The 25,535-nt window shown below is 61.8% G+C and carries 21 protein-coding genes; 10 read left to right on the top strand and 11 right to left on the bottom strand.

The window, feature by feature from the left end; all coding sequences use genetic code 11:
- Positions 1–15: 15 nt before the first annotated feature.
- A complete protein-coding gene (locus JYU29_RS13590) occupies positions 16–1,998 on the top strand; it encodes a PhoX family protein (RefSeq protein WP_213985348.1) in 1,983 nt (660 codons plus the stop codon).
- A gap of 125 nt (positions 1,999–2,123) precedes the next feature.
- On the opposite strand, the gene JYU29_RS13585 is transcribed toward JYU29_RS13590, so the two are convergent.
- Together JYU29_RS13585 and dut are read right to left on the bottom strand one after the other, a co-directional pair.
- Positions 2,124–2,687: a type 1 glutamine amidotransferase domain-containing protein gene (locus tag JYU29_RS13585; RefSeq protein WP_213985347.1), complete on the bottom strand. Its 564-nt coding sequence runs from the start codon at positions 2,685–2,687 to the stop codon at positions 2,124–2,126.
- 124 nt (positions 2,688–2,811) lie between these two features.
- Positions 2,812–3,294: a dUTP diphosphatase gene (gene dut, locus JYU29_RS13580; protein WP_213985346.1), complete on the bottom strand. Its 483-nt coding sequence runs from the start codon at positions 3,292–3,294 to the stop codon at positions 2,812–2,814.
- A 98-nt stretch (positions 3,295–3,392) separates the two neighbouring features.
- Here dut and JYU29_RS13575 point away from each other — a divergent pair, with 98 nt between their 5' ends.
- From JYU29_RS13575 to JYU29_RS13550, 6 genes are all read left to right on the top strand, one after another.
- Entirely contained in the window at positions 3,393–4,982 is a 1,590-nt protein-coding gene (locus JYU29_RS13575) for a peptide chain release factor 3 (RefSeq protein WP_213985345.1), read from the top strand.
- A 35-nt stretch (positions 4,983–5,017) separates the two neighbouring features.
- Positions 5,018–6,874, top strand: a complete 1,857-nt coding sequence (locus JYU29_RS13570) for a DEAD/DEAH box helicase (RefSeq protein ID WP_213985344.1) — start codon at positions 5,018–5,020, stop codon at positions 6,872–6,874.
- A 108-nt stretch (positions 6,875–6,982) separates the two neighbouring features.
- Complete coding sequence (locus tag JYU29_RS13565; protein ID WP_213985343.1) at positions 6,983–8,476, top strand: protein adenylyltransferase SelO; 1,494 nt, start codon at positions 6,983–6,985, stop codon at positions 8,474–8,476.
- Positions 8,477–8,569: 93 nt separating this feature from the next.
- Positions 8,570–9,682 carry a carbohydrate kinase gene (locus JYU29_RS13560; RefSeq protein ID WP_213985342.1) on the top strand — a complete coding sequence of 371 codons (1,113 nt, stop codon included), beginning with the start codon at positions 8,570–8,572 and terminating at the stop codon, positions 9,680–9,682.
- Between the two features lie 36 nt (positions 9,683–9,718).
- Positions 9,719–10,645, top strand: a complete 927-nt coding sequence (locus tag JYU29_RS13555) for a pseudouridine-5'-phosphate glycosidase (RefSeq protein ID WP_213985341.1) — start codon at positions 9,719–9,721, stop codon at positions 10,643–10,645.
- A gap of 512 nt (positions 10,646–11,157) precedes the next feature.
- Positions 11,158–11,499, top strand: a complete 342-nt coding sequence (locus tag JYU29_RS13550; RefSeq protein WP_213985340.1) for a septal ring lytic transglycosylase RlpA family protein — start codon at positions 11,158–11,160, stop codon at positions 11,497–11,499.
- An 89-nt stretch (positions 11,500–11,588) separates the two neighbouring features.
- Here JYU29_RS13550 and JYU29_RS13545 read toward each other — a convergent pair whose 3' ends face one another.
- Positions 11,589–13,343, bottom strand: coding sequence for a GtrA family protein (locus JYU29_RS13545; protein WP_213985339.1), 1,755 nt, complete (start codon positions 13,341–13,343; stop codon positions 11,589–11,591).
- 174 nt (positions 13,344–13,517) lie between these two features.
- On the opposite strand from JYU29_RS13545, the gene JYU29_RS13540 reads away from it, so the two are divergent.
- The 3 genes from JYU29_RS13540 to JYU29_RS13530 all read left to right on the top strand — a co-directional run bounded on the left by JYU29_RS13540 (position 13,518) and on the right by JYU29_RS13530 (position 17,259).
- The gene (locus JYU29_RS13540; protein ID WP_213985338.1) at positions 13,518–14,528 is read left to right on the top strand and encodes a glycosyltransferase; all 1,011 of its coding nucleotides are present in this window, start codon (positions 13,518–13,520) and stop codon (positions 14,526–14,528) included.
- A gap of 74 nt (positions 14,529–14,602) precedes the next feature.
- Positions 14,603–15,544 (top strand): glutathione synthase, encoded by a 942-nt coding sequence (gene gshB, locus JYU29_RS13535; RefSeq protein ID WP_213985337.1) that lies wholly within the window; start codon positions 14,603–14,605, stop codon positions 15,542–15,544.
- A gap of 176 nt (positions 15,545–15,720) precedes the next feature.
- Positions 15,721–17,259, top strand: a complete 1,539-nt coding sequence (locus JYU29_RS13530; RefSeq protein WP_213985336.1) for a YifB family Mg chelatase-like AAA ATPase — start codon at positions 15,721–15,723, stop codon at positions 17,257–17,259.
- A gap of 180 nt (positions 17,260–17,439) precedes the next feature.
- Here the strand turns inward: JYU29_RS13530 and JYU29_RS13525 are convergent, their stop codons facing one another.
- From JYU29_RS13525 to JYU29_RS13490, 8 genes are all read right to left on the bottom strand, one after another.
- Positions 17,440–18,081, bottom strand: a complete 642-nt coding sequence (locus JYU29_RS13525) for a transglutaminase-like cysteine peptidase (protein WP_431192862.1) — start codon at positions 18,079–18,081, stop codon at positions 17,440–17,442.
- Between the two features lie 155 nt (positions 18,082–18,236).
- On the bottom strand, positions 18,237–19,514 hold the full coding sequence (locus tag JYU29_RS13520; protein WP_213985335.1) for a polyhydroxyalkanoate depolymerase: 1,278 nt from the start codon (positions 19,512–19,514) through the stop codon (positions 18,237–18,239).
- Positions 19,515–19,649: 135 nt separating this feature from the next.
- Positions 19,650–19,943, bottom strand: a complete 294-nt coding sequence (locus JYU29_RS13515) for a DUF1330 domain-containing protein (RefSeq protein WP_213985334.1) — start codon at positions 19,941–19,943, stop codon at positions 19,650–19,652.
- Positions 19,944–19,954: 11 nt separating this feature from the next.
- Positions 19,955–20,644, bottom strand: a complete 690-nt coding sequence (gene pyrF, locus JYU29_RS13510; RefSeq protein WP_213985333.1) for an orotidine-5'-phosphate decarboxylase — start codon at positions 20,642–20,644, stop codon at positions 19,955–19,957.
- Positions 20,641–21,234 carry an NADPH-dependent FMN reductase gene (locus tag JYU29_RS13505; protein ID WP_213985332.1) on the bottom strand — a complete coding sequence of 198 codons (594 nt, stop codon included), beginning with the start codon at positions 21,232–21,234 and terminating at the stop codon, positions 20,641–20,643. Before JYU29_RS13505 ends, pyrF begins: the two co-directional genes overlap by 4 nt.
- Positions 21,235–21,298: 64 nt before the next feature.
- The gene (gene dnaJ / locus JYU29_RS13500; protein ID WP_213985331.1) at positions 21,299–22,438 is read right to left on the bottom strand and encodes a molecular chaperone DnaJ; all 1,140 of its coding nucleotides are present in this window, start codon (positions 22,436–22,438) and stop codon (positions 21,299–21,301) included.
- Positions 22,439–22,669: 231 nt separating this feature from the next.
- Complete coding sequence (gene dnaK, locus JYU29_RS13495) at positions 22,670–24,586, bottom strand: molecular chaperone DnaK (RefSeq protein WP_213985330.1); 1,917 nt, start codon at positions 24,584–24,586, stop codon at positions 22,670–22,672.
- A gap of 216 nt (positions 24,587–24,802) precedes the next feature.
- Positions 24,803–25,495 carry a RibD family protein gene (locus tag JYU29_RS13490; RefSeq protein WP_213985329.1) on the bottom strand — a complete coding sequence of 231 codons (693 nt, stop codon included), beginning with the start codon at positions 25,493–25,495 and terminating at the stop codon, positions 24,803–24,805.
- Between the last annotated feature and the right edge of the window lie 40 nt (positions 25,496–25,535).

Raw genomic sequence — 25,535 nt, 5'->3', positions numbered from 1 at the left:
GCCAGAGGTCAGGCCATGTCCAACACATCACCTTTTCGTACGAGCCAGCTCGAAGACGCCGCAGGTCCCGGACAAAATCCGACCGAAAATCCAACAATGGGCGAGATCATCGCAACGCGATTTTCGCGCCGCAACTTCCTGCGCGGCTCGCTTGCCGTTTCCGCCATTGCCGCAACGGTCAGCCCGGTTGCCTTGATGATGGCTGATGAGGCCCGCGCCCAAACCGGTACCTCAGCCTTCACCTTCGACGAGGTAAAAGCCGGCGTCGACGAAACCCACCACGTCGCAGCCGGTTACGATGCCGACATTCTGTTGCGCTGGGGCGACCCGCTGTTTGCCGATGCACCGGACTTCGACCCGGCCAATCAGTCGGCTGAAGCCCAGGCTCGCCAGTTCGGCTACAACAACGATTATGTCGGCTTCATTCCGCTGGAAGATAGCGATAAACGCGGGCTTCTCGTTGTGAACCACGAATATACCAACGAGCACCTGATGTTCCCCGGCATCGTCAAGATCGTTGACGACAAGCTCGAAGTCGCTCCGGCCGACAAGAAGCGCGTTGACATCGAAATGGCCGCGCATGGTGGCACGATCGTGGAAATGACGCGCCAGGACGGCAAGTGGCGCCCGGATCGCAACGGCAAGCTCAACCGCCGCATTACCGCGACCACTGAAATGGAAGTCACCGGCCCGGCCGCCGGCCACGACCGTTTGAAGACCAAGGCCGACGCAACCGGCACCAAGGTTTTCGGTACGGTCAACAACTGCGCCGGCGGCGTCACACCGTGGGGCACCTATGTCATGGCGGAAGAAAACTTCCACGGCTATTTCGACGGAGACCTGCCTGCCAATCATCCGGAAGCTGCGAACTACAAGCGCCTCGGCCTGCCGGACAGCAGCTATTCCTGGTCGAACTTCTATGACCGCTTCGACCTGTCCAAGGAACCGAACGAGCCAAACCGCTTCGGCTGGATCGTGGAAGTCGATGTCATGGACCCGAACTCCACCCCGAAGAAGCGCACCGCGCTCGGCCGCTTCAAGCATGAAGGCGCGGAATCGATCGTCAACAAGGACGGCCGCGTCGTGTTCTATCTCGGCGACGATGAGCGTTTCGATTACGTCTATAAGTTCGTGACAAAGGGCACCTTCAACCCCGATGATCGCGCAGCCAACATGGACCTGCTCGACGAAGGCACGCTTTACGTGGCGAAGTTCGCGGAAGACGGCGGCATGACTTGGATGCCGCTGGTTCACGGCGAAGGTCCGCTGACGGCCGAAAATGGCTTCAACAGCCAGGCCGATGTCGTGATCGAAGCGCGTCGCGCAGGCGATCTGCTCGGCGCCACCAAGATGGATCGTCCGGAAGACATCCAGCCCAACAACAGCAATGGCAAGGTTTATGTCATGCTGACCAACAACACCAAGCGGGCGGACGATCAGGTCGATGCCGCCAATCCGCGTGCCAAAAACGCGTTCGGCCACATCATCGAGATTGCTGAACAAGACGGTGACTTCGCAGCCACCACCGGCACCTGGGAAGTGCTTCTGAAGTGTGGCGATCCATCGGTGGCGGATGTCGGCGCATCCTTTTCGACCGCCACAACCGAAAACGGCTGGTTCGGCATGCCCGACAACTGCGCAGTGGATTCGGCTGGCCGCTTGTGGGTTTCCACGGACGGCAACTCTCCGGAAGCAACGGGTCGTACGGACGGGTTGTGGGCCGTGGATACGGAAGGCGAAGCGCGCGCCACGTCCAAGCTGTTCTTCCGTGTGCCGGTGGGTGCGGAAATGTGCGGCCCGCTCTTCACGCCTGACGATGAAACCGCCTTTGTGGCCGTTCAGCATCCCGGCGATGGCGGCGATGATTGGGAAGGCTTCGGTCGGTTATCCTATTACGAAGACCTGTCGACGCGCTGGCCGGACTTCAAGGACGATATGCCGGTTCGTCCTGCCGTCGTGATGATCACCAAACAGGGCGGCGGCAAGATTGCCGTTTAATCAAACAACAGCTTGAATAAAAAGAAGGCCGGCATGGGAGACATGTCGGCCTTCTCAAATTCGAAAGCGGCGCGGCTGCTGTTAAAGCGCCGGCGCCGCTTCCGTCAGCTGCGGAACCTGATCCGCTACTCCGCAGCCGACCTCTGCGCAGCGCCACCTTCGACAGCTTCGATGATGGTCGACACGAAGGACTCAAGATCGTCCGGCTTGCGCGCGGTGATCATGTTTCCGTCCTGGACCGTCATCTTGTCTTCCCAGTTGGCGCCGGCATTGATCATGTCGGTCTTGATCGACTTGAAAGACGTTGCGCGCTTGCCTTTCACCAGGCCAGCTTCGATCAGAAGCCAAGGCGCATGGCAGATCGCCGCAAGCGGCTTGCCGGTTTCGTAAAAGTTTTTCACGAAATCCACGGCCGAGCTTTCAACGCGCAGCTTGTCGGGATTGATCTGGCCGCCCGGCAGAACAAGGGCGTCATACTGGTCTGGCGCGACTTCGCTGAGCGTCTTGTCGACCGGAACCTTGTTGCCCCAGTCGGTCTGATCCCAGCCTTTGATCTCGCCTTTTTCCAGGGACACGACGTCAACCGTCGCGCCGGCGTCGCGCAGCTTCTTCAGCGGCACTTCGAGTTCCGACTGTTCGAAGCCGTCAGTTGCGAGAATGGCGATGCGAGCCTGATTGATCGCTGGCATGATTGAACTCCTGTATTTTGGCACGAGACTTCGGCATTCGCCGTGTCCGCGCTCCGGTCTTGTCTCATCAACGCACCGGAACAGGATTTGTTCACCGCATCGCAGCAGAGAAGATGGCCAGGTGTCAGATCCCGCCAGTGGATCCGAAACCGCCATCACCGCGCGCGGTCGCCTGCGTGCTGTCACGCACATCGAGCTGTGCCTGCACAACAGGAGCGATCACCATCTGAGCGATCCGCATGCCGCGGGTGACGGCGAAATCGTCATGGCCGAGATTGATCAACAGGACCTGGATCTCGCCGCGATAATCGCTGTCGATCGTGCCGGGCGTGTTGAGGCAGGTGATGCCGTGCTTGAGGGCTAGCCCGGAACGCGGCCGGATCTGTCCCTCGAACCCTTCCGGCAGTTCCATGATGAAGCCGGTGGGGATCAGCGCACGCCGGCCGGGCGTCAGGATCACGCGCGCATCGGCCCTAACGGCAGCGCGCAGATCCATGCCGGCGGCACCAGCCGTTTCATAGGCGGGAAGTTTGAGATCTTCGCCATGGCTCAGGCGAACGAGGCCGATGGTAGGGCCAAGGGTGGGGAGCGCTGGATGTGTTGTCATGAGGCTGCGCCATACCTCATCCAGCGCAAACCGCCAAGCAGGGTCGACTTTCCCTCGCGTGATCGCTATATGCGCGCAACCGAACGGATTCCCTTCTCATGCCAGAACCCATCCAGGAGGCGGTTGCCCGCCGCCGCACTTTCGCGATTATTGCGCATCCCGACGCCGGCAAAACCACGCTGACCGAAAAGCTTCTGCTGTTCGGCGGCGCGATTCAGCTCGCCGGTGAGGTCAAGGCGAAGAAGGACAAGATCCAGACGCGCTCGGACTGGATGAAGATCGAGCGCGAGCGTGGTATCTCGGTTGTCACCTCCGTGATGACCTTTGAATATGGCGACAACGTCTACAACCTGCTCGATACGCCGGGCCACGAAGACTTCGCCGACGATACCTATCGCACGCTTTCGGCGGTGGATTCGGCCGTGATGGTGATCGACGCCGCCAAAGGCATCGAGCCGCGCACGCTGAAGCTGTTCGAGGTCTGCCGTTTGCGCGACATTCCGATCGTCACCTTCGTCAACAAGATGGACCGTGAAGCGCGCAACACGTTCGAGATCCTGGACGAGATCGAGCAGAAGCTGGCGCTCGACACCGCGCCGATGACCTGGCCGATCGGTCAGGGCAAGACGTTTTCCGGCACCTATCATCTGGCCGACAATGCGGTGCGCCGCTCCGACACGGAAGTGGAGCGCACAAAGGTCAACGGGCCGAACTCCGACAAGGTCGCCGGCCTTTTGCCCGAGAACGAGCGCGAAACGCTGATCGAGGAACTGGAACTGGCGCGCGAGGCGTGCCGTCCGTTCGACCTGAAGGCGTTCCGCGAAGGACATCTGACGCCGGTGTACTTCGGCTCGGCGCTGCGCAATTACGGCGTGCGCGATCTGATCGAGGCTTTGGGCGAATTCGCTCCGCCGCCGCGCGCCCAGGAAGCCGATAGCCGCACGGTTGAAGCCACCGAACCGAAGATGACGTCCTTTGTGTTCAAGATCCAGGCCAACATGGATCCCAACCATCGCGACCGCATCGCCTTTGTGCGGGTGTGCTCGGGCACGCTTCAGCGCGGCATGAAGGCCAAGCTGGTGCGTACCGGCAAGCCGATGTCGCTCACCGCACCGCAATTCTTCTTTGCCCGTTCGCGCATCACCGCCGATGAAGCCTATGCTGGCGACGTGGTGGGTATTCCCAACCACGGCACCCTGCGCATCGGTGATACGCTGACTGAAGGCGAGGAGATCCTGTTCCGCGGCGTGCCGAACTTTGCACCCGAAATCCTGCGCCGTGTGCGGTTGGGCGACGCCATGAAGGCCAAGAAGCTCAAGGAAGCCTTGCAGCAGATGGCCGAAGAAGGCGTGGTGCAGCTGTTTTCGCCCGAAGACGGCTCCCCGGCCATTGTCGGCGTCGTGGGCGCGCTGCAGCTCGACGTTCTGAAGGAACGGCTGTCGGTGGAATATACGCTGCCGGTTGATTTCGAGATCGCGCGCTTTTCCGTGTGCCGCTGGATCTCGGCCGATAACGCCACCGACCTCCACCGCTTCATCGAGGCGCATCGCGGCGACATCGCGCGCGACCTCGACGACGACCCCGTTTTTCTCGCCCAGCACGAATTCGGACTCAACTACGAGGCGGAACGCTGGAAGGCGATCAAGTTCGACGCCATCAAGGATTACCAGGTACGCGACGCGGCTTGAACGCCGCGCCCGTCCTCAACGAAAGAAAACTGACGATGACTGATTTTCCCGGCGTGCTTGCGCCCCTTGCGCAAGCATTGACCGAACGCGGCTATTCCACACTGACGCCTGTGCAGGAAGCCGTCCTCACGCTCGAACCGGCAGGTGCGGATGCGCTTGTTTCGGCACAAACCGGCTCCGGCAAGACGGTCGCCTTCGGCCTCGCCCTTGCACCGACCCTGCTTGGCGATGCCGAGCGCTTCGAACCAGCGTCGCAGCCGCTGGCGCTCGCCATCGCACCGACCCGCGAATTGGCCCTGCAGGTCAAGCGCGAGCTGGAATGGCTTTACGCCAAGACCGGCGCGGTTGTGGTGTCCTGCGTCGGCGGCATGGACATGCGCTCCGAGCGCCGTTCGCTGGAACGCGGCTGTCATATCGTGGTGGGCACGCCTGGCCGTTTGCGCGATCATATTACCCGCCATGCACTCGATATGAGCGCCCTGCGTGCCGTTGTGCTCGACGAAGCCGACGAGATGCTTGATCTTGGCTTCCGCGAAGATCTCGAATTCATTCTCGGCGAAGCGCCGGAAGATCGCCGCACGCTCTTGTTTTCGGCAACCGTGTCGCGGCCGATCGCGGAACTTGCCAAGAACTACCAGCGCGATGCCGTGCGCCTCAGCACGACCTCCGAGCGCACCCAGCATGTCGATATCGAATATCGCGCGCTGACGGTGGCGCAGGCTGACCGCGAGAACGCGATCATCAACGTGCTGCGCTATTACGAAGCACCGAACGCCCTGGTCTTCTGCTCGACCCGCGCGGCCGTGAACCACCTGACGGCGCGCTTCAACAATCGCGGCTTCTCGGTTGTCGCCATGTCCGGCGAGCTCAGCCAGAACGAGCGTACCCATGCGCTGCAGGCCATGCGCGATGGCCGCGCCCGCGTGTGTATCGCAACCGATGTCGCCGCGCGCGGTATCGATCTGCCGGGTCTTGAGCTGGTGATCCACGCCGATACGCCGACCAACCGCGAAACGCTGCTGCATCGCAGCGGGCGCACCGGTCGTGCCGGTCGTAAGGGCGTGTCCGTGCTGATCGTGCCGCAATCGGGCCGCAAGCGCGTCGAGCGCCTGTTGAGCTCGGCCAATGTGCAGGCGAACTGGGCGCGTCCGCCATCGGCCGACGAAGTTCTGGCGCGCGACAATGAGCGTATCCTTGCCGATCCGGTGTTCACCGAGCCCCTGACCGAGGACGAAGCGCCGTTCGTGAGCGAAATGCTCGCCAAGCATGGTGCCGAAGCCATTGCCGCCGCTTATGTCAGAACCTTCCGCGCCAAGAATTCGGCTCCGGAAGACCTGATGGAAGTCGCCGTCACCGGCGCGCCTGTGCCTTCCGAAAAGCGTGTCGAGCGCCGCGACGAGTTCGGCGAAAGCGTGTGGGTGTCCCTGTCGGTCGGCCGCAAGCAGAATGCCGAACCGCGCTGGCTCATCCCCATGCTGTGCAAGGCCGGCAAGCTTTCGAAGAGCGACATCGGCCAGATCAAGCTGCAACAGGACGAAAGTCTGGTGCAGCTGGAAGCCCAGGCCGGCAAGCGCTTCCTTGATATGCTCGGCAGCCGCTCGCTCGAGCGCGGCATCACCGTGCGCGCGATCGAAGGCACACCGGACTTCGGCGCCCCATCGGGTGGCTACGACAAGGCGCGTGGACCCAAGAAGCCGCATCGCGGCCAGGGTCCGAAGGGCGAAGGCAGCTGGGCCAAGCCTGCGGGCAAGAAGCCTTTCGCCAAAAAGGAAGGCGGCTTCGACAAGCCCTGGGAGTCCCGAGGGGAATCCAAGGGCCCGAAGAAGACCAAGTCCTTCGGCGACAAGCCACATGCGCCGGGCGGCAAGAAGTCCAAGCGCAAGCCGGACTGATTGCCCGACCCTTGATCCAAGCAAAACCGGCCTCCCGAAAGGGGCCGGTTTTTTGTTGTCGTCCCTTCGGGCTGGCAGAGCCTGGAGCGCGGGCCTACCTATCCCCTCATGGATACGCTCACCGCCGCACCCCGCCTGCCGTTCGACAACTCCTATGCCCGTTTGCCGGAGCGCTTCTTCGCGCCGTTCCAGCCGAGCGCGGTATCCGCGCCGCTGCTGATCGAGCTCAACGAGCCCTTGGCGCAAGAGCTTGGCCTCGATATCGAATGGCTGAAAAGCCCGGACGGGCTGGCGATGCTGGCAGGAAACCAATTCCCCGAAGGCGCCGAGCCGATCGCCATGGCCTATGCCGGACATCAGTTCGGACAGTTTTCACCGCAGCTCGGCGATGGCCGCGCGACCTTGCTGGGCGAGGTGGTCGACGCCCAAGGCCGCCGTCGCGATCTTCAGCTGAAGGGGTCCGGCCCAACATCGTTTTCGCGCCGCGGCGATGGTCGTGCAGCCATCGGACCAGTGCTGCGCGAATATATCGTCAGCGAAGCCATGGCCGCCCTTGGCATTCCCACGACGCGCGCCTTGGCGGCGGTCTCGACCGGCGATCCGGTGTACCGCGAAACCGTCATGCCCGGGGCCGTGCTGACCCGCGTCGCATCGAGCCATATCCGCGTCGGCACGTTCCAGTTCTTTGCCGCGCGCAGCGACGAGGAAGCGGTGAAGCTGCTGGCCGATCACGCCATCAACCGGCACTATCCCGATGCGAAAGGAGCCGAGAACCCGTATCGCGCGCTGCTCGAAGCCGTGATCGAGGCGCAGGCCTCGCTGGTTGCGCGCTGGATGGGCGTCGGCTTCATTCACGGCGTGATGAACACCGACAATATGGCGATCTCAGGCGAAACCATCGATTACGGCCCTTGCGCCTTTCTTGATGCCTATGATCCCGCCAAGGTGTTTTCCTCGATCGATCAAGGCGGCCGCTATGCCTATGCCAATCAGCCCGGCATCGCGCAGTGGAATCTGGCGCGTCTGGCCGAAGCGCTGCTGCCCTTGCTGCATGAGGATCGAGACGAAGGCGTCAAGATCGCGCAGAGCCTCATCGCCGGTTTCCGGGAGCCGTTCGAAAAGGCCTACATGGCTGTGCTGCGCGCCAAATTCGGGTTGTTGACGCAGGAAAACGAAGACGGCGATCTGATGCAGGGCTTGCTTGATCGCATGATGGAAGGCGGTGCGGACTTCACCCGCACCTTCCGTGCCCTGACTGCAGCGGCAGGCGATCCTGCCGCCGATCGCGGCGTCCGCGCGGAGTTCATCGACCCGATGCTGTATGAGACCTGGGTGACCGAATGGCGCGCGCGACTGGCGCGCGAGCCGGAACAGGACGGCGTGCGGGTCGACGTGATGCGGCGAGCCAATCCGGCCCTCATCCCGCGCAACCACCGCATCGAAGAAGCGATCAAGGCAGCGATTGAACATGCCGACTTTACGCCATTCCGCCGGCTGAATTCCGTTTTGTCGCGGCCGTTCGACGATCAACCCGAGCAATCCGATCTCGCGATAGCACCGGAGCCCGATCAGCGCGTGTTGCGAACCTTCTGCGGCACCTGAGCCATACAACAAATGTTGACTTCATAGACATTTGTTCTCATAGCAGCCTCTGTCCTGCCAGCGCGCAGGCGTGTGGCAGCTGTGAACGGAACGATGGACAGTCTCGGCAATCAGGAACAGGCAGTCCTCGATCTGATCACCGCCAACCCGTTCATCGGGCAGCAGGAGATCGCCACCGCGCTCGGCCTGGCTCGCTCCACGGTCGCGGCGCATATCGTGTCGCTGGTGAACAAGGGTTATGTTCTTGGCCGCGGCTATGTTCTGCCGGCCTCGCAGCGCATGATCTGCCTGGGCGGCGCGGTGTTCGATCGCAAATACCACGCCAAGCGCCCGCTGATCTTCGAGACCTCCAATCCCGTTGAAAGCCACCGCTCCTTCGGCGGCGTGGCGCGCAATGTTGCCGAGAACCTGGCGCGGCTCGGCGTCGATCTCGGCTTCATATCGATTGTCGGCGATGATGAAACCGGCCGCGTTCTGACCCGTCACCTCGCCGATCTCGGCGCGGATGTCGGGCAGGTGATCACGACCTCCGAGCGCCCCACGGCAGAATATGCCGCCATCCTCGGTGTCGAAAAAGAGCTGGTGCTCGGCATCGCCGATATGGACGTGTTCGACCTGTTCTCGCCCGCTTATCTCGACCGCGTCTGGCCGCACCTCGCTTCAGCGGCTTGGGTGTTCATGGACTGCAACATGCCGGCCGCGACGGTCGAAGCGTTGCTCCATCGAAAATCGGGCGCGCGCTTCAAGCTGGCCGTGGATACGGTATCGACGCCGAAGGCGGCGCGGTTGCCCAAGGACCTGTCCGGCATCGACCTGCTGTTCACCAATTTCGACGAAGCCAACACGCTGCTTGGCCTTGCCGGCGACGCCAGGCTGCAGCCGCGCAAAGCCGCACAAGCGCTGCGGGTCGCCGGTGTCGGCGAGGTGATCGTGACCATGGGAGCACAGGGATGTGCGGTGGCAAGCCGTGCCGGCGTCAAGCTCCTGCCGCCCGTCGAGGCCCGGCCGGTCGATGTCACGGGCGCGGGCGACGCCATGATTGCCGGCACGCTTTACCGGATGCTTGCCGGCGATCCCCTCCCGCTCGCTGCGCGAACCGGCGCCCTGCTCGCCAGCCTCACCACCGAATGTGAAGCCAGCGTGCGCCCCGACCTTTCCGCCCGCTTCCTCGAAGCCAGCATGCATCGTTTTCCCGCCGTCGGTTGACCAACGAGCGGACCAACCAAGAAGGCAGACTTGCTCATGAAAGACCTCATCAAGCTCAGCGCCGAAGTGGCCGACGCCCTTCAATCCGGCGCACCGATCGTTGCGCTGGAATCCACTATCATTACCCATGGCATGCCCTACCCCGCCAATCTGGAAATGGCGCGCGGCGTGGAAGCGCTGATCCGCGATGAAGGCGCAGTGCCCGCCACGATCGCCGTGATCGATGGCGAACTGCGCGTTGGGTTGAACGACGCCGACCTCGAAGCGCTGGCACAGGCAAAGGATGTGGTGAAAGCATCCGGCCGCGATCTTGCCGCCGTGATGGTACGCAAGCAGACCGCCGGCACCACTGTGTCGGCCACGATGCGGCTGGCCGAGCTCGCAGGGATCGCGATTTTCGCTACCGGCGGCGTCGGCGGCGTGCATCGCGGCGCCGAGCAAAGCTTCGACATCTCGGCCGACCTCCTCGAACTCGGCCAGACCGGCACGACGGTGGTTTGCGCCGGCGTGAAGTCGATCCTCGACATTCCCAAGACGCTGGAAGTGCTGGAAACGCAGCGCGTGCCGGTGATCGCCTACGGATCCGACGATTTCCCGGCTTTCTTCACGCGTTCCAGCGGCTTGAAGGCCGATCACCGCTTGGACTCGGTTGAAGACATCGCCCAGGCCATGATCCTGCACCGCGCCATGGGCTCGCAAACCGGCATCTTGATCGCCAATCCCATTCCGGAAGGCGATGCGCTCGACCCGTCCTTTATCGACGGCACGATCGACGATGCGGTTGCGGAGGCCGATCGTAACGGCATCGGCCGCAAGGAGCTCACACCCTTTCTTCTTGCCAAGATCAACGAGCTCTCCGAAGGCCGCAGCTTGAAGGCCAATATAGCCCTTGTTCGGAACAATGCGGCAGTCGCTGCCCAGATTGCGGTGGCTCATGCCCGATTTCGGCCGCAAAGCGCCTGAGCCAGGCTCAAATTCCGGGTGTCTCAATCCGGAAAATGCAAAAAATTCCGGTTAGACACAGTTAAGAAATGCGGCAGCGACACTGCCGCATTTCCACCCGGCGACAGCTTGCCGCCATCAAGGCTGGCTGGCGACCAGAGCACGAATTTCGTCCCAGCGACCGCCTGCTCGCCTCAACTTGCGGATAAAGAAATAGCGCTGACAACAACTTGTCACCCAAGTCGCGGCCGGAATTTTCAGAATAAGGATCAGGCAATCTATACTTTTCCAGATCGGCAGCTACGTTGATGATCAGGCTTGCCTATACTGCAAGATGTGACTCCTTCATCATCCTGGATGGCGTTCCGAAGTTTGTTCGAGATCGATGAGTCAACCCATCGAGTCTTTACCTTTATAACAAATTCACACGCATTGATTCAAACTGTGACACCGCGTGATCGGAACCGAACGCGACGCTGCCACTTTTGGGCGGCATTTGGCGTCTCGTTCGATTAACGGGATGATCCCAGTCAATGAAGAAGACCGTTCTCGCCGGCATGATGCTGGCAACCGGCCTGTGCCTCCCTTCCTTCGCCTACGCCCAGTGCGGCGGCGCTTCGTGGTACGCCCTCACCTCCAAGACCGCTTCCGGCGAGCGCATGGACGCATCGAAAATGACGGCCGCGCATCGCAGCCTTCCGTTCGGAACCAAGATCAAGGTCACGAACCGCAGCAACGGCAAGGAAGTGGTTGTTCGGATCAATGACCGCGGCCCCTTCATCAAGGGACGCATGCTCGACCTGTCCAAAGCCGCTGCCGGCAAGCTCGGTTTTATCGGCAAGGGACACACCAAGATCTGCATCGAAAAGGCATAACGCCTTTCGCAGCAAAGCTGTGCGGGATCAAACCGCGTCGTTTGATCCCCATTGCCTCTCGACCTGACTAGCCAACGGCCAGCGACCGCTCAGGGCAGAACCCTGTAGACATCGAGATTGCCGTTGTCCGCCTTTGTTGGCTGCAGCCAAGCTGGCGCCGCTTTGCGTGCCAGCTCGGCCGCCAGACTGTTCGGCGCTCGCGCAACGAGCGATGCCGACTCCGGATTGCCGGGACACCAAACAACGAGCGTCACGCCAGAGCCTTGCAGCATGCTGCGCGCCGCCTCCGGAGCGGCCATCAAGGCTTGTAACGCCAGACGATTGCCATCGTGGTTGCGGTGATACGGGCCGGCCAACGCGCTGTGCCCGGTATAAAGCAAAATCGCGGAGCCGAGATTGGTGGGGGCCAGCACCCTGCCTGTCGGCTCCTGCGCAAGGCCGGCATAATCAGGCTTGTTGTAACAGGCAGCGGAATTGTCCGGCATCATCGCCTCGGCCGGTTTGCCTGCCATTGCGGCCAAACCGGCATTGATGCCGATGCTGAGCGCAATCCAGCTCACGATGAACGATCCGATCCAACTGACCGCCATGGCCAGCAGATGCCGCCGTGACGGCCGCTCGCTTGCCCTTCGCCGCGCTTCGGCAATCCAGGCTGCAAGGGGAATGGCTGTCAGCGGCAACAGGAACAGCGAGCCCCGCACCTGCCAAAGCGTCACCACATAAGCCGCAAGCAGCGTCGCCAGCACGAACAGGTCCGCTCGTCGGGGACGGCGCCATAGCCGAACGAGAAGAACGCCGATCCCAAGCAGGGGATAGGCATAATAAGTCGCCAGCTCCGCCGGCTTGTCGTGAACAAGATCCCAGGCCGATTGCGCTTCCGACACGCCAGCCAGCCAGTTCGCCTTCAACCATGGATCGACCATGGCATAGGGGTCGGCAAGGCATTGCGGATAAACGAACACCAACAGGCTGGCGACGGCAGCTCCCAGCAGGGCCAGGCCGATCGTCCGACCCGTTCTGGTGCGCGTCAAAGGCTTGACCGCAGCCAGACCAGCCAGCCCGAAGCCGGCCAGCGTCGCAACGGCCCATTGAACAAAGGAATAAGCATCGCAGGCGGGCTGCATCCAGCTGGACCGCGGCACGGTCGCAACGAAGACGGCACCTGCCACAACGGCAAAGCCGAGCCCGAAGCCGATCGCCGTCGGGCTCTCTTCTCCACCGCGCCACCAAAACGCCAGCGCCGCGCAAAGCCCACCCACCGCCACATAAGGCGCGGTTTCCATGCCGATCGCCAGCATCAGCGCAGCGCAAGCACCGGCCCCCGCTGCCGGCCAAAAGCGGCCCCGGCTTGTCACAAGCCCAGCCAGCATCGCCAGTGTGAGGGTCAGCTGCGCGTTGTGATGATCAAGCGCCCCGGGTGCGAAGATGCCCACATAATAAAGGCTGGTCGTTGCGATCACGGCAGCCGGCAGCAACGCAGCCTCGCCAGCGAGGCGCCGGGCGATCACAAGAATGGCGTTGAGGGCTGCAAAGAACAGCAACAAGGGCCATACGACCGCCGCGATGTGCTGGGCGCGCTCGGGCGCGGCACCCAATGCTCCCGCAAGCCAGATCACTCCGGCAATCGGCGCATCGATCAGCCGCGACCAATGCATGACAAAGCCGCCAGCCAGACCCATGCGCGTTTGATTGAGGTTGAACCAGCCCTGCCCCCCAAGCAGATCGCGCACCTCCACCAGACGCAACATGCTGTCATTATCGCCGCGCCCTTCATGCAGCGTCGAGAAGCCGGAGCTGGCGTAAAGGACAAGAAGAGCGAAAGTCGCCAAGGCCGCTGAAAGCACAACAGGCGTCCAGCGCGGGAAAAACAACCTTCTGTTAGCGATATTGTCGTCCGTCACCGAAGGATAAGCCCCTGATCATGCCTGGGAAACTTAGCTTTAACGGCTTCAAGAAATGGTAAAGTCGATCGATCAGGCAAAGTGTCTGCTTGCGCGCAGAGCCTTTGGAGACCAACCATGCGGCATGACATTTCCGGCGACTTCTCGATCGCCGTGCTTCTGCCCTGCTTCAACGAGGAAGGCACCATCGCCGATGTTGTTCATCGGTTTCGCCAGGCGCTGCCAGCCGCTTCCATCTATGTTTACGACAACAATTCCAGCGACCTGACCGCCTTGCGTGCACGAGCTGCCGGCGCGATCGTCGTTCGTGAGCGCAGACAGGGTAAGGGCCATGTGGTGCGTCGCATGTTCGCCGATATCGATGCCGACATCTATATCATGGCCGATGGCGACGGCACCTATGCGCCCGAAGACGCACCGCAGCTGATCAATACGCTGATCACCGAACAAGCGGACATGGCGGTCGGAACCCGCCGCGGCGTCACCGCCGATGCCGGACGCGCCGGACACGCCTTCGGCAATCGGCTGTTCAACGCTTTGTACAAGCGCCTGTTCGGAAAGGACTTCACCGACATCTTTTCCGGCTATCGCGCGTTCACCCGTCGCTTCGTGAAGAGCTTTCCGGCCGTTTCCGGCGGCTTCGAGATCGAAACAGAGATGTCGGTGCATGCCTCGCAGCTGACGATACCGGTTAGCGAGATCGCGCTCGATTACGGGCGGCGGATGGAAGGCTCGGCATCCAAGCTGTCGACCTATCGCGACGGCGCACGCATTCTGTGGATGTTCGCCATGCTTATGAAGGAAACGCAGCCGCTGCGTTTTTTTGGCATCATCGCGGCCGTGCTCCTCGTGATCAGCGGCTTCTTCATGGCTCCTGTTCTGGTTGATTATGTCGAAACGGGGCTGGTGCCGCGCATGCCCACCTGGATGCTGGCCGTGACTTTGTTCCTTCTGTCGATGCTGATGGGCGTGACCGGCTTGATCCTAGACTCCGTGTCTCGCGGCCGCGCCGAACAAAAGCGCATCTTCTATCTCAGCCTCGCAGCCCTTCAGGGCAGCCGCGCCATCGAAGCGCCGGTGTCTTATCGATCGCCGCCCCGAAACCGGCCGAACAACAACGCCGCCTGAGCGCATTGGCAGGCGCGCGAGAACCCGTTAAGGCTTCCCCACTTCCTGCCTTGTCCCTCCCGGAGTTCGAACCGATGTCCCTGAAGATCGCCGTCCAGATGGATCACGTGTCCACCGTGCAGATCGCCGGCGACACGACCTTTGCGCTGTCGCTGGAAGCGCAGCAGCGTGGTCATCAGCTGTTTCATTACACACCGGACCGGCTTTCGCTCAGCGACGGCAAGGTCATCGCCCGTCTGGAAGCGATGAAGCTTGCGGATGAAAAGGGCCGTCACTTCGAGCTCGGCGAGCCGGTGCGGACCGATCTGTCGGAAATGGACGTGATCCTGCTGCGCCAGGATCCGCCTTTCGACATGAACTACATCACGACCACCCATATCCTCGAGCGCATTCATCCCAAGACGCTCGTGGTCAACGATCCGGCATGGGTGCGCAACAGCCCGGAAAAGATCTTCGTGACGGAATTCGCGGATCTGATGCCGGAAACGCTGATTACCAAGGATCCCCTTGAGGTCGCCGAGTTCCGCGCCAAGCATGGCGACATCATCGTCAAGCCGCTTTATGGCAATGGTGGTGCCGGCATCTTCCATCTGCTCGAAGCCGACCGCAACCTGGCTTCGCTGCTCGAGATGTTCGGGCAGATGTTCCGTGAACCCTATATCGTGCAGCGCTATCTCAAGGATGTGCGCAAGGGCGACAAGCGCATCATCCTGATCGACGGCGAGCCCGTCGGCGCCATCAATCGCATCCCGTCGGACACGGACTCGCGCTCCAACATGCATGTCGGCGGTCGGGCCGAAAAAACCGAGCTGACGGATCGCGAACGCGAGATCTGCACGCGGATCGGACCGTCCTTGCGCGAACGCGGCTTCATTCTGGTCGGCATCGACGTCATCGGCGACTACATGACCGAAATCAACGTCACCTCGCCAACCGGCATCCGCGAAGTGAAACGCTTCGGCGGCCAAGATATTGCAGGCTTGTTCTGGGACGCAGTGGAAGCCAAGCGCCGCTGAGCCCCGGTTCAACCGCGCTTTGTTCTACCCACACAACCGCCTGCAACCAGAATACATCTTATTGGCTTGATTGTTCCCTTCTTGTTCTTGCTTTGAACCTGTTCTTGTGCTTTCCTTGACTTAAGGTAAGCACAAGAAGCAGGGGCATGCGGCGCCCCTTTGGAGAAGAGGGGCACATGGTTTCGCGTGTGAGGACAGTCGCCTTCCAGGGCGTGGAAGCAGTGCCCGTGGATGTGCAGGTGATGATTGCGCCCGGCAAGATGGGCATGCAGATCGTCGGCCTGCCCGACAAGGCGGTTGCCGAAAGCCGGGAGCGGGTGCAGGCCGCGCTCCATGCATCCGGCCTGTCGATGCCGCCAAAGAAGGTCACCATCAATCTGGCGCCGGCCGATCTACCGAAAGAAGGCAGCCATTACGATCTACCGATCGCGCTCGGCCTCATGGCGGCCCTGGGCGCCATTCCCGCCGAAGCCCTGAATGCTTTCGTGGTTCTGGGCGAGCTTTCGCTTGATGGCACGATCGCGCCTGTGGCCGGCGCCTTGCCTGCCGCCATCGGCGCGCATGCCGACAACAAGGGGCTGATCTGCCCGCATCATTGCGGCCCCGAAGCGGCCTGGGCAGGCGCGGATATCGAGATCCTGGCGCCGCGCAGCCTCATTGCGCTCGCCAACCACTTCCGGGGAACACAGCTTCTTTCGCGCCCGGAAGCGCGCATCCGCCCGCCGGCGCTGTCGACGCTCGATCTGGCCGACATCAAGGGCCAGGAAACGGCCAAGCGTGCCTTGGAAGTCGCCGCAGCCGGCGGGCACAACCTCCTGATGGTCGGACCGCCCGGTTCAGGCAAATCGATGCTGGCTCAGCGTATTCCCTCGATCCTGCCGCCTTTGTCTCCGCGCGAACTCCTCGAAGTTTCGATGATCGCCTCGATCGCGGGAGAGCTCGCCGATGGGCAGCTGACGGATCGGCGACCGTTCCGGGCACCCCATCATTCGGCCTCCATGGCGGCCATGGTGGGTGGCGGCTTGCGGGTGCGGCCAGGGGAGGCTTCCATGGCGCATCACGGCATCCTGTTTCTCGACGAGTTTCCCGAATTCTCGCCGGCCGTTCTGGATTCACTGCGCCAGCCGCTGGAAAGCGGCGAATGCGTTATTGCGCGGGCCAACAACCGTGTCAGCTATCCGGCCCGCGTGCAGCTGGTGGCCGCGATGAACCCGTGCCGATGCGGCATGGCCGGCGAGCCCGGTTTCCAATGCGCGCGCGGGCCGCGCTGCCAGAGCGATTATCAGGCGCGCATTTCAGGGCCCTTGCTCGACCGCATCGATCTGCGCATCAACGTGCCGGCCGTGTCTGCCGCCGATCTGATCCGCCCATCAGCAGGCGCGGAAACGAGCGCCAACGTTGCGGTGCGCGTTGCCCGCGCCCGCGAGATCCAGCAGGCACGCTTTGCCGCGCTCGGGCAGAGTTCGACCACCACCAACGCGCATTGCGCGGCTTCCATCGTCGATACGATCGCGGCTCTGGATGCGCGCGGCACGTCGCTGCTGCGCGATGCCAGCGAGAAGCTGCAGTTCTCGGCACGCGCTTATCACCGCGCTTTGCGGGTCGCGCGCACGCTGGCCGATCTCGAGGGATCGGATGCCGTCAATCGCATTCATCTGGCGGAGGCGATTTCCTATCGCATGCCGGGAGAAGGTCAGATGAAGGCCGCTGCGTGAGGAAGACAGCGGCAGCGCGTGGTTGATCCTGCGCGGCCTTGGTAGCTCCGATAAAGAGACCCGCTCTGCTTATCCCATCAGCGTAGCTGCGGAATCGAACGCAGCGGCGAACGACGCCTTGCATACGAAAGGAGGAGCTGCGCCGAGCACAGCTCCCCCCAAGGCCCTGCCCAAGCGCGTTTATTTCGTCGTGGAGCGCACCGCACCCACCAGCGGCGGCGTGCTGCCACCACGGATGCTGTTCCAGCGTCCTGAGTGGTTCTCGGCCTGACGCTTGAGGAAGCGGTAGCCGGTCTGTTCCCAGGCCAGAACCTGGTCGTTCAGATTATCGAGGATGTAATCGCCGTGATCGGTGCGCACCGTCAAAACGGCATGACCTTCGCCGTCAGGCTTGCGAACAACGGTCATCAGCAGGTTGGCGGAGGAAATGCCGCGCTGCATGAGGATACGGCGCTTCTGCAAGGCAAAGTCTTCGCAATCTCCGCGCTGGCCGCCTTCATTGGGATAGGCCCACCATTCCTGCCGGCCATAAAGGTCGTTGTCGCTGACCGGCTCGACGCTGCGGTTAACCGTCAGGTTGACCCGAACAATCAGGCCAAAGGTAGCATCGGTCAACGCCAACGGCTTCACATTGCTGCTGCGAATGGCGCATTCGCCGGGATAGCGCTTGCAGAACTCATAATGGCCGATGGGCTGCGAGGTGATGCCGCCCACGTCCATTGCGGCTGCATTGGCCTGCCCCCCGGCCGACACAGAAACCACTGAGGCCACAAGAGCGCCTGCAAACAGCATCGCCTGTGTCCATCCGCGCGTGACCTTCATAGTGCCCTCGCCCCGTTCCCCTCGTTAAGGAAAAATTAAGAGGAGTTACCAGGAAGAGTCAATTCGTCGGACAAAGAAGCTTCATGTTTTGGTTAAAGCGGCCACGCTGTCCCCGGAAAACGCTCAGATATCCAGGCGCAGCCTGATCCGAGGATCTAGCTGCTTTGGCTATGAACCACGTGCGGTTTGGCTTTTTTCGGCAATTTCTGGCCGTGCGCGCGCATGAATTCGACGATGCGTGGCACGATCTCGGAACGAAAGCGCGAGCCGTTGAAGACGCCATAATGGCCGACGGATGGCTGCACGTAGTGGCTTTTCTTTTCCGCAGCCAGGTTTGTGCAAAGATCATGCGCGGCCTCTGTTTGACCGAGACCTGATATATCATCGTTCTCACCTTCGATCGTCAGAAGCGCGGTGGTGCGGATGGCTGAAGGGTCAACAAGGGTGCCGCGATGGGTCATCGTGCCCTTGGGCAGGCTGTGTTCGATGAAGACGGTTTCCACCGTTTGCAGGTAGAACTCCGCCGTCAGATCCATGACGGCCAGATACTCATCATAGAACTCGCGGTGTTTTTCAGCGGGATCGCCGTCGTTCTTCACAAGGTTCATGAAGAAGTCCTTGTGTGCGCCGATATGGCGATCAAGGTTCATGCTCATGAAACCGGTGAGCTGCAGGAAGCCGGGATAGACATCGCGGCTGAAGCCGGGTTCGGGAAACGGCACCTGCATGATGACGTTGCTGCGAAACCATTCGAGATCATGCTCGGCAGCAAGGTTGTTCACGGCAGTCGGATTGCGGCGCGTGTCGATCGGGCCGCCCATCAGCGTCATGCTTGCCGGAGCAAAGGGATCGCCATTTTTCTCCATGATCGCCACGGCCGCAAGCACCGGAACGGACGGCTGACACACCGCCATGACGTGGGTGTCGGGGCCAAGTTCATGCAGCATTTCAATGACATAGTCGATATAGTCGTCGAGATCGAATTGGCCGTCGGCGAGCGGCACCATGCGCGCGTCGGTCCAGTCGGTGATATAGACGTCGGCGTGGCTCATCATGGATTCTACCGTGCCGCGCAGAAGCGTTGCGTAGTGTCCCGACATCGGCGCAACGATCAGAAGCTTGGGATCAGGATCCCGTTTCGCCGGCAGATCCCTCTCGAAATGGATCAAAAGGCAGAAGGGTTTTTGCCAAACGATCGTTTCGACAACAGGAACGTCCTGATCGCCCACTTTCGCGGTCGGAAGGTTGAAGGCAGGTTTGTCGTATTGGCGGGTGGTGCGCTCGAAAAGCTCGGCGCTGGCGGCGATGGTGCGGCCAAAAACCGTTTCGCTGAAAGGGTTTAGCGGATCGGTATAGAGCGTGCGGACAGCTTCGGCCACGGCCCGCGACGGTTGGAGAGCCGCACGCTGCATGGCATAGAACTGATAGAACATGGGGTTTCCTGATCGCGGCACGGCTCAACCCGAGCCTGAGAAAGGCGTCGGGTTAAACTAGGACCGACGATGTTGCGTTGCAATAGGCGTGCCTGAGAGCACAAAACGGCTGCATCGCAACGCAGAACACCCGGTTTAAACGGCCGCGCCCTCTACAATGATCAATTCGGAGTCGGCGCATTCCTGACGGATCGCCGCGGCCGCCTGATACTCGGGCGACTCGTAGCACTGACGCGCGACATCCACGGATTCGAACTCGATGACGACGTTGCGTCCACGCGCCCTGCCTTCGAGTTCGGTCACTTCGCCGCCGCGGGCGAGGAACTTTGCGCCGAAGCGTTCGAAGGCCGGCTTGGCGGTTGAAACATAATCCTTGTAGCGTTCGGCATCGCGGACATCCACGCGCGCGATCCAGTATCCTTTGGCCATGATCTCCTCCTTCAGGCTTGCATGTCGTTCAAGACGGCTTGGGCTGCCGCCTTGCGGTCCGCAGCTTTCACGATCGGACGGCCGACTACAAGATGGGTGGCGCCGGAACGCAGAGCATCAGAAGGCGTCATGACGCGCTTCTGGTCGCCGTGGTCGAAACCGACGGGGCGAATGCCGGGGGTGACGACCGCAAGATCGGGTCCAACGATGTCGCGGACATGCCCGGCTTCGGCGGCTGAACATACGATGCCGCCCATGCCGGCCTGGCGCGCTTGTTCGGCGCGGCGCAGCACCAGGGCTTGCGGATCGATATCATAGCCTGCTTCGCGCAGATCCTCGGCATCCATGGAGGTGAGGACGGTGACGCCGAGCAGGCAAAGATCGGTGCCGCGAGCGGCTTCCACGGCTGCACGCATGGCCTTGGGATAGGCATGCAGGGTCAGCATGGACGCGCCGATGCCGAGCACGCTTTCCACGCCCTTGGCCACGGTGTTGTCGATATCGAGCAGCTTGAGGTCGAGAAAGACCTGCTTGCCGTCCTTGACCAGGTCGCGCGCGAAATCGAGGCCGCCGGCAAAGGCCAGCTGATAGCCGATCTTGTAGAAGGACACGGTGTCGCCGAGTTCGCTCACCACGGCAGACGCGGTGGCCAGATCCGGCACATCGAGCCCTACGATCAGCCGGTCGCGTGCTTGTTTCATGGTTCCACTCTCTTCGACAGTTGGGAGGCCCGCTCGACAAGGATGCGGCAGGTCGTTTCCATGTGCCTGCTCGTGCGCTCATCGGCAAGAGCGCCGTTCTCGTTGAACGCCGTTGATGCATGGGCAATCGCGCATTGCGACGTGATGACTTCGGCCCCCACCGCCATCAACACGTCGCGCAGATGATAAAGGCCGCGCATGCCGCCATAAGCGCTATCGGACGCCGAACACAGCGCCACCGCCTTGTCGGCAAAGGGCCGGACATCTAGCTCGTTGTCGCGGCGAATGCGGCTCACCCAATCCAGCGCGTTCTTCAGGAGCGGCGGAATGGACGCATTATATTCGGGGCTGGCGATCAAGAGACCGTCATGGGCGAGGATCTGTCGCCCGAGCTGAAGCGCCGGATGCGGGATGCCTCCCTCGCGCTCCAGATCTTCATCCACCAGGGGCAGCGGGTAATCGGCGAGCGAAATACGCGTGACCTCGGCACCGGCCAGCGCCAGTTCGCGCTGGGCGACGTCGGCGGTTTTGGCGCTGAAGGCACCGGTGCGGATCGAGCCGGCGAAAACCAGGATACGCGGGATCAACATCCTCTGCCCCTCCTTGCTTCAACCGGCCTGACCCGCCTGGGGCCAGACCGCACCCGAAAAGCGCCTACTTTTCGCCGAAGGACTCGAAGAAGTCCTTCATGCGGGAAAAGAAGCCTGATGATTCCGGCGAGTTTTCCTTGGAAGAAAGCTGCTGGAACTCTTCCAGCAATTCGCGCTGGCGACGGCTGAGATTCTGCGGCGTTTCGATGTCGACCTGGATATAGAGATCGCCAACGGTTGCCTGACGCAGTACCGGCATGCCCTTGGAACGCAACCGGAACTGACGGCCGTTCTGGGTGCCTTCCGGCACTTTCACGCGGGTCTGCGTGCCATCCAGCGTGGTGACTTCGAACTGACCGCCGAGCGCTGCGGTGGTCATCGAGATCGGCACCTTGCAATACAGGTCGGCGCCGTCGCGCTGGAAGAACTCGTGCGGCTTGACCGACAGGAAGATGTAAAGGTCGCCCGATGGACCGCCGCGCATGCCGGCCTCCCCTTCACCGGAAAGGCGGATGCGGGTGCCATCCTCGATGCCGGCCGGAATGTTGACGGAAAGCGAGCGCTCTTCAACGAGACGGCCCTGCCCGGCGCATTTCGGGCACGGATCCTTGATCGTCTGGCCGCGGCCCTGACACTGCGGACAGGTGCGCTCAACCGAGAAGAAGCCTTGTGCTGCGCGCACACGACCGGTGCCGGAACACATCGAGCAGGTGACGGGCTGCGTGCCGGGCTTGGCGCCGCTGCCGCCGCATTCGTCGCAGGTGATGGAAGATGGAACGCGAACCTCGGCGGTCTTGCCGGTGAAGGCTTCGCCAAGCGAGATTTCCATGTTGTAGCGCAGATCGCTGCCGCGCTCGCGGCCATTGGGCGAGCGACGCTGGCGACCGCCGCCCATCATCTCGCCGAATATGTCTTCGAAGATGTCGGAGAAGCCACCCGCTGCGCCGAAACCACCAGCGCGACCGCCGCCCATGCCGTTTTCAAACGCCGCATGGCCGAAGCGGTCATAGGCCGCGCGCTTCTGCGGATCCTTCAAGCACTCATAGGCTTCGCCGATTTCCTTGAACTTGCGCTCAGCCTCGGCATTCCCCGGATTGCGGTCGGGATGGTACTGCATCGCGAGTTTGCGGAAGGCTGACTTCAGCTCTTTTTCGTCGGCGCCCTTCTGGACACCGAGCATGTCGTAGTAATCGGCCTTGGTCATATCGCGCTATCGGAACCCTTGGAGTGATGTGTCTGAGGGCGAAATTGCCGGAGCGGCTTCGGCGTGAACGCATGAAGCACGGCCCGCTATGCCATAGCAGCCCTGAACAGACCCAGCATTTTTATTCTTGAGATCGACCCGGCGGTGCCGAGGATCCTTTTAGAACAAAGCCCGGTGCTTTGCGGCACCGGGCTTCGGTTTCACGTGAGTCGTTGAAGAAGCTCGCGTTGTTTATGCAGACTTCTTGCGATCGTCTTCGTCGATCTCTTCGAAGTCGGCATCCACCACGTCTTCGCCGGACTTGCGGGCATCAGCCTGCGCGTCTGCTTCGGCGGCTTCCGACTGGCTGGCCTCATACATGGCCTGACCAAGCTTCATCGACACTTCGGCCAGCGTGTTGCTCTTGGCCTTGATGTCCTCGGCGTCGTCGCCTTCCACGGACGTCTTCAGCGCGGCAATCGCATCGGCAATCGCGGTGCGGTCGTCTTCGGAGACCTTGTCGCCATATTCGGCGAGCGACTTCTCCGACGAGTGGATCAGACCTTCGGCCTGGTTCTTCGCTTCAACCGCCGCACGACGCTTCTTGTCGGCCTCGGCATTGGACTCGGCGTCTTTCACCATCTTTTCGATGTCGGCATCCGACAAACCGCCGGAAGCCTGAATGCGGATCTGGTGCTCCTTGCCGGTGCCCTTGTCCTTGGCCGACACGTTGACGATGCCGTTGGCGTCGATGTCGAAGGTCACCTCGATCTGCGGCACGCCGCGCGGTGCCGGCGGAATGCCGACGAGATCGAACTGGCCCAGCGCCTTGTTGTCGGCAGCCATCTCGCGTTCGCCCTGGAACACCCGGATCGTCACGGCGCCCTGGTTGTCCTCGGCGGTCGAGAAGACCTGGCTCTTCTTGGTCGGGATCGTGGTGTTGCGGTCGATCAGACGGGTGAACACGCCACCCAACGTTTCGATGCCGAGCGACAGCGGGGTCACGTCGAGCAGCAGCACGTCCTTAACGTCGCCCTGAAGAACGCCGGCCTGGATGGCGGCGCCAAGTGCGACGACCTCATCCGGGTTCACGCCCTTGTGCGGCTCCTTGCCGAAGAACTGCTTCACGATCTCCTGGATCTTGGGCATGCGGGTCATGCCGCCGACCAGAACCACTTCGTCGATTTCGCCAGCCTTGAGCGACGCATCCTTGAGCGCTGCCTTGCAGGGCTCGATCGTGCGCTGCACGAGATCGTCCACCAGCTGCTCGAACTTGGCGCGGGTGAGCTTCATCGTCAGGTGCTTCGGCCCCGAAGCGTCTGCGGTGATGAAGGGCAGGTTGATCTCGGTCTGCTGGGCCGACGACAACTCGATCTTGGCCTTTTCAGCGGCTTCCTTCAGGCGCTGAAGAGCGAGCTTGTCGTTCTTCAGGTCGATACCCTGTTCCTTCTTGAACTCGTTTGCGAGGTATTCAACCAGACGCAGGTCGAAATCCTCACCACCGAGGAAGGTGTCGCCGTTGGTGGACTTCACTTCAAACACGCCGTCGCCGATTTCCAGCACGGAGATATCGAAGGTGCCGCCGCCAAGATCGTAAACGGCGATCGTCTTGCCGTCCTTCTTGTCGAGGCCGTAAGCCAAGGCAGCAGCGGTCGGCTCGTTGATGATGCGCAGAACTTCGAGACCCGCGATCTTGCCGGCATCCTTGGTTGCCTGGCGCTGCGCGTCGTTGAAGTAGGCGGGAACGGTGATGACGGCCTTTTCGACCTTTTCGCCGAGATAGGATTCAGCGGTTTCCTTCATCTTCTGAAGGATCATCGCGGAGATCTGAGACGGCGACTGCTTCTTGCCGGCAGCCTGAACCCAGGCATCGCCGTTGTCGCCGCTGACGATCTTGTAGGGAACGAGGCCCTGGTCCTTCTTGGTCACCGGATCATCGAAGCGGCGGCCGATGAGGCGCTTCACTGCGAAGATGGTGTCTTCAGGATTGGTGACGGCCTGACGCTTGGCCGGCTGGCCAACGAGGCGCTCGTCAGAATCGGTAAAAGCGACGATCGACGGCGTGGTGCGCGCGCCTTCGGCGTTTTCGATGACCTTCGCATCCTTGCCGTCCATGACGGCGACGCAGGAATTGGTCGTTCCCAGATCGATACCAATGACTTTAGCCATGTTGTCTCTCCATTTAGCGAACAGCGATGGGACCCGGAAACGGCGTTCCCTTTGCTGCCCCTGTCACACGAATTTCCCCGGTCAGGGCTCGATCACGAACCCGTCACCGTGGCGTTGCGGCGTATATAAGAAGGGCATTTTTGACGCGCAAGGCGGTGTTCGCCCGCGATTGTATCTTTCTGACACGATCAAAGGGCAGCGCTGCGCGATTTCGGCCTAGCTGACGGCGTAGCGAAGATGCACGACGCCATGGTCGAGCGTCTCACACGACGTCAGCGACAGCTTCACCTTGCCGGCAAGACCATCCGGCCCCGCATCCACAAAGGCCTGCCGCTCCGGGTTGCCGTCGACGGCCGGCGCAATCAGCAGGCTGATCTCGTTTACCAGTCCGGCAGCAAGGAACGAGCCGTTGATGCTCGCGCCGCCTTCCAGAAGCAGGCGGCGAATGCCGAGTTCGCGACCGAGCACATCGAGTGCGGCACTCAGATCGATCGTGTCCCCGTCAGCCACGATATAGGACACGCCGTCCGCCGTGAGTTCCGCCAGATGGCTGTCGGGCACATCGCGCCCAAGCAGCACCACCACGTGATCGCCGCCGACATCCGGCTTGTTGAAATGCAGCTTGCCCGATTGATCAAGCGCGATCGCATAGGCCTTGGCATCGCGCTTGGCGAAGTGATGCGGGCGCTCGACGGGGCCGGCATTGGCCGGCGGATGCGTCTGCGCCTTGCTCATCTCGGCCATGGTGACGCGCCCGACGATCCAGGCGTCGCCTCCTAGTTTGTCATGCAGCGTTTCAAACGCATCTGACCAGTCGCTCTTCTGGCCATCCGGGCTTTGCGTCCAGCGGCTGGCATGGAGGCGGCCGTCGATCGACGTCACCATGAGGCAGATCACGTGAGGCTTCATGTGCCGTTTTCCTGTTGCTTCGGGTTAATGGGTTGGTTGC

Source organism: Tianweitania aestuarii (assembly GCF_018457165.1).
In the GTDB taxonomy this organism is placed as follows: domain Bacteria; phylum Pseudomonadota; class Alphaproteobacteria; order Rhizobiales; family Rhizobiaceae; genus Tianweitania; species Tianweitania aestuarii.
The sequence above is the reverse complement of the archived record's forward strand: the minus strand, read 5'-3'. Positions and strand labels throughout refer to the sequence as shown.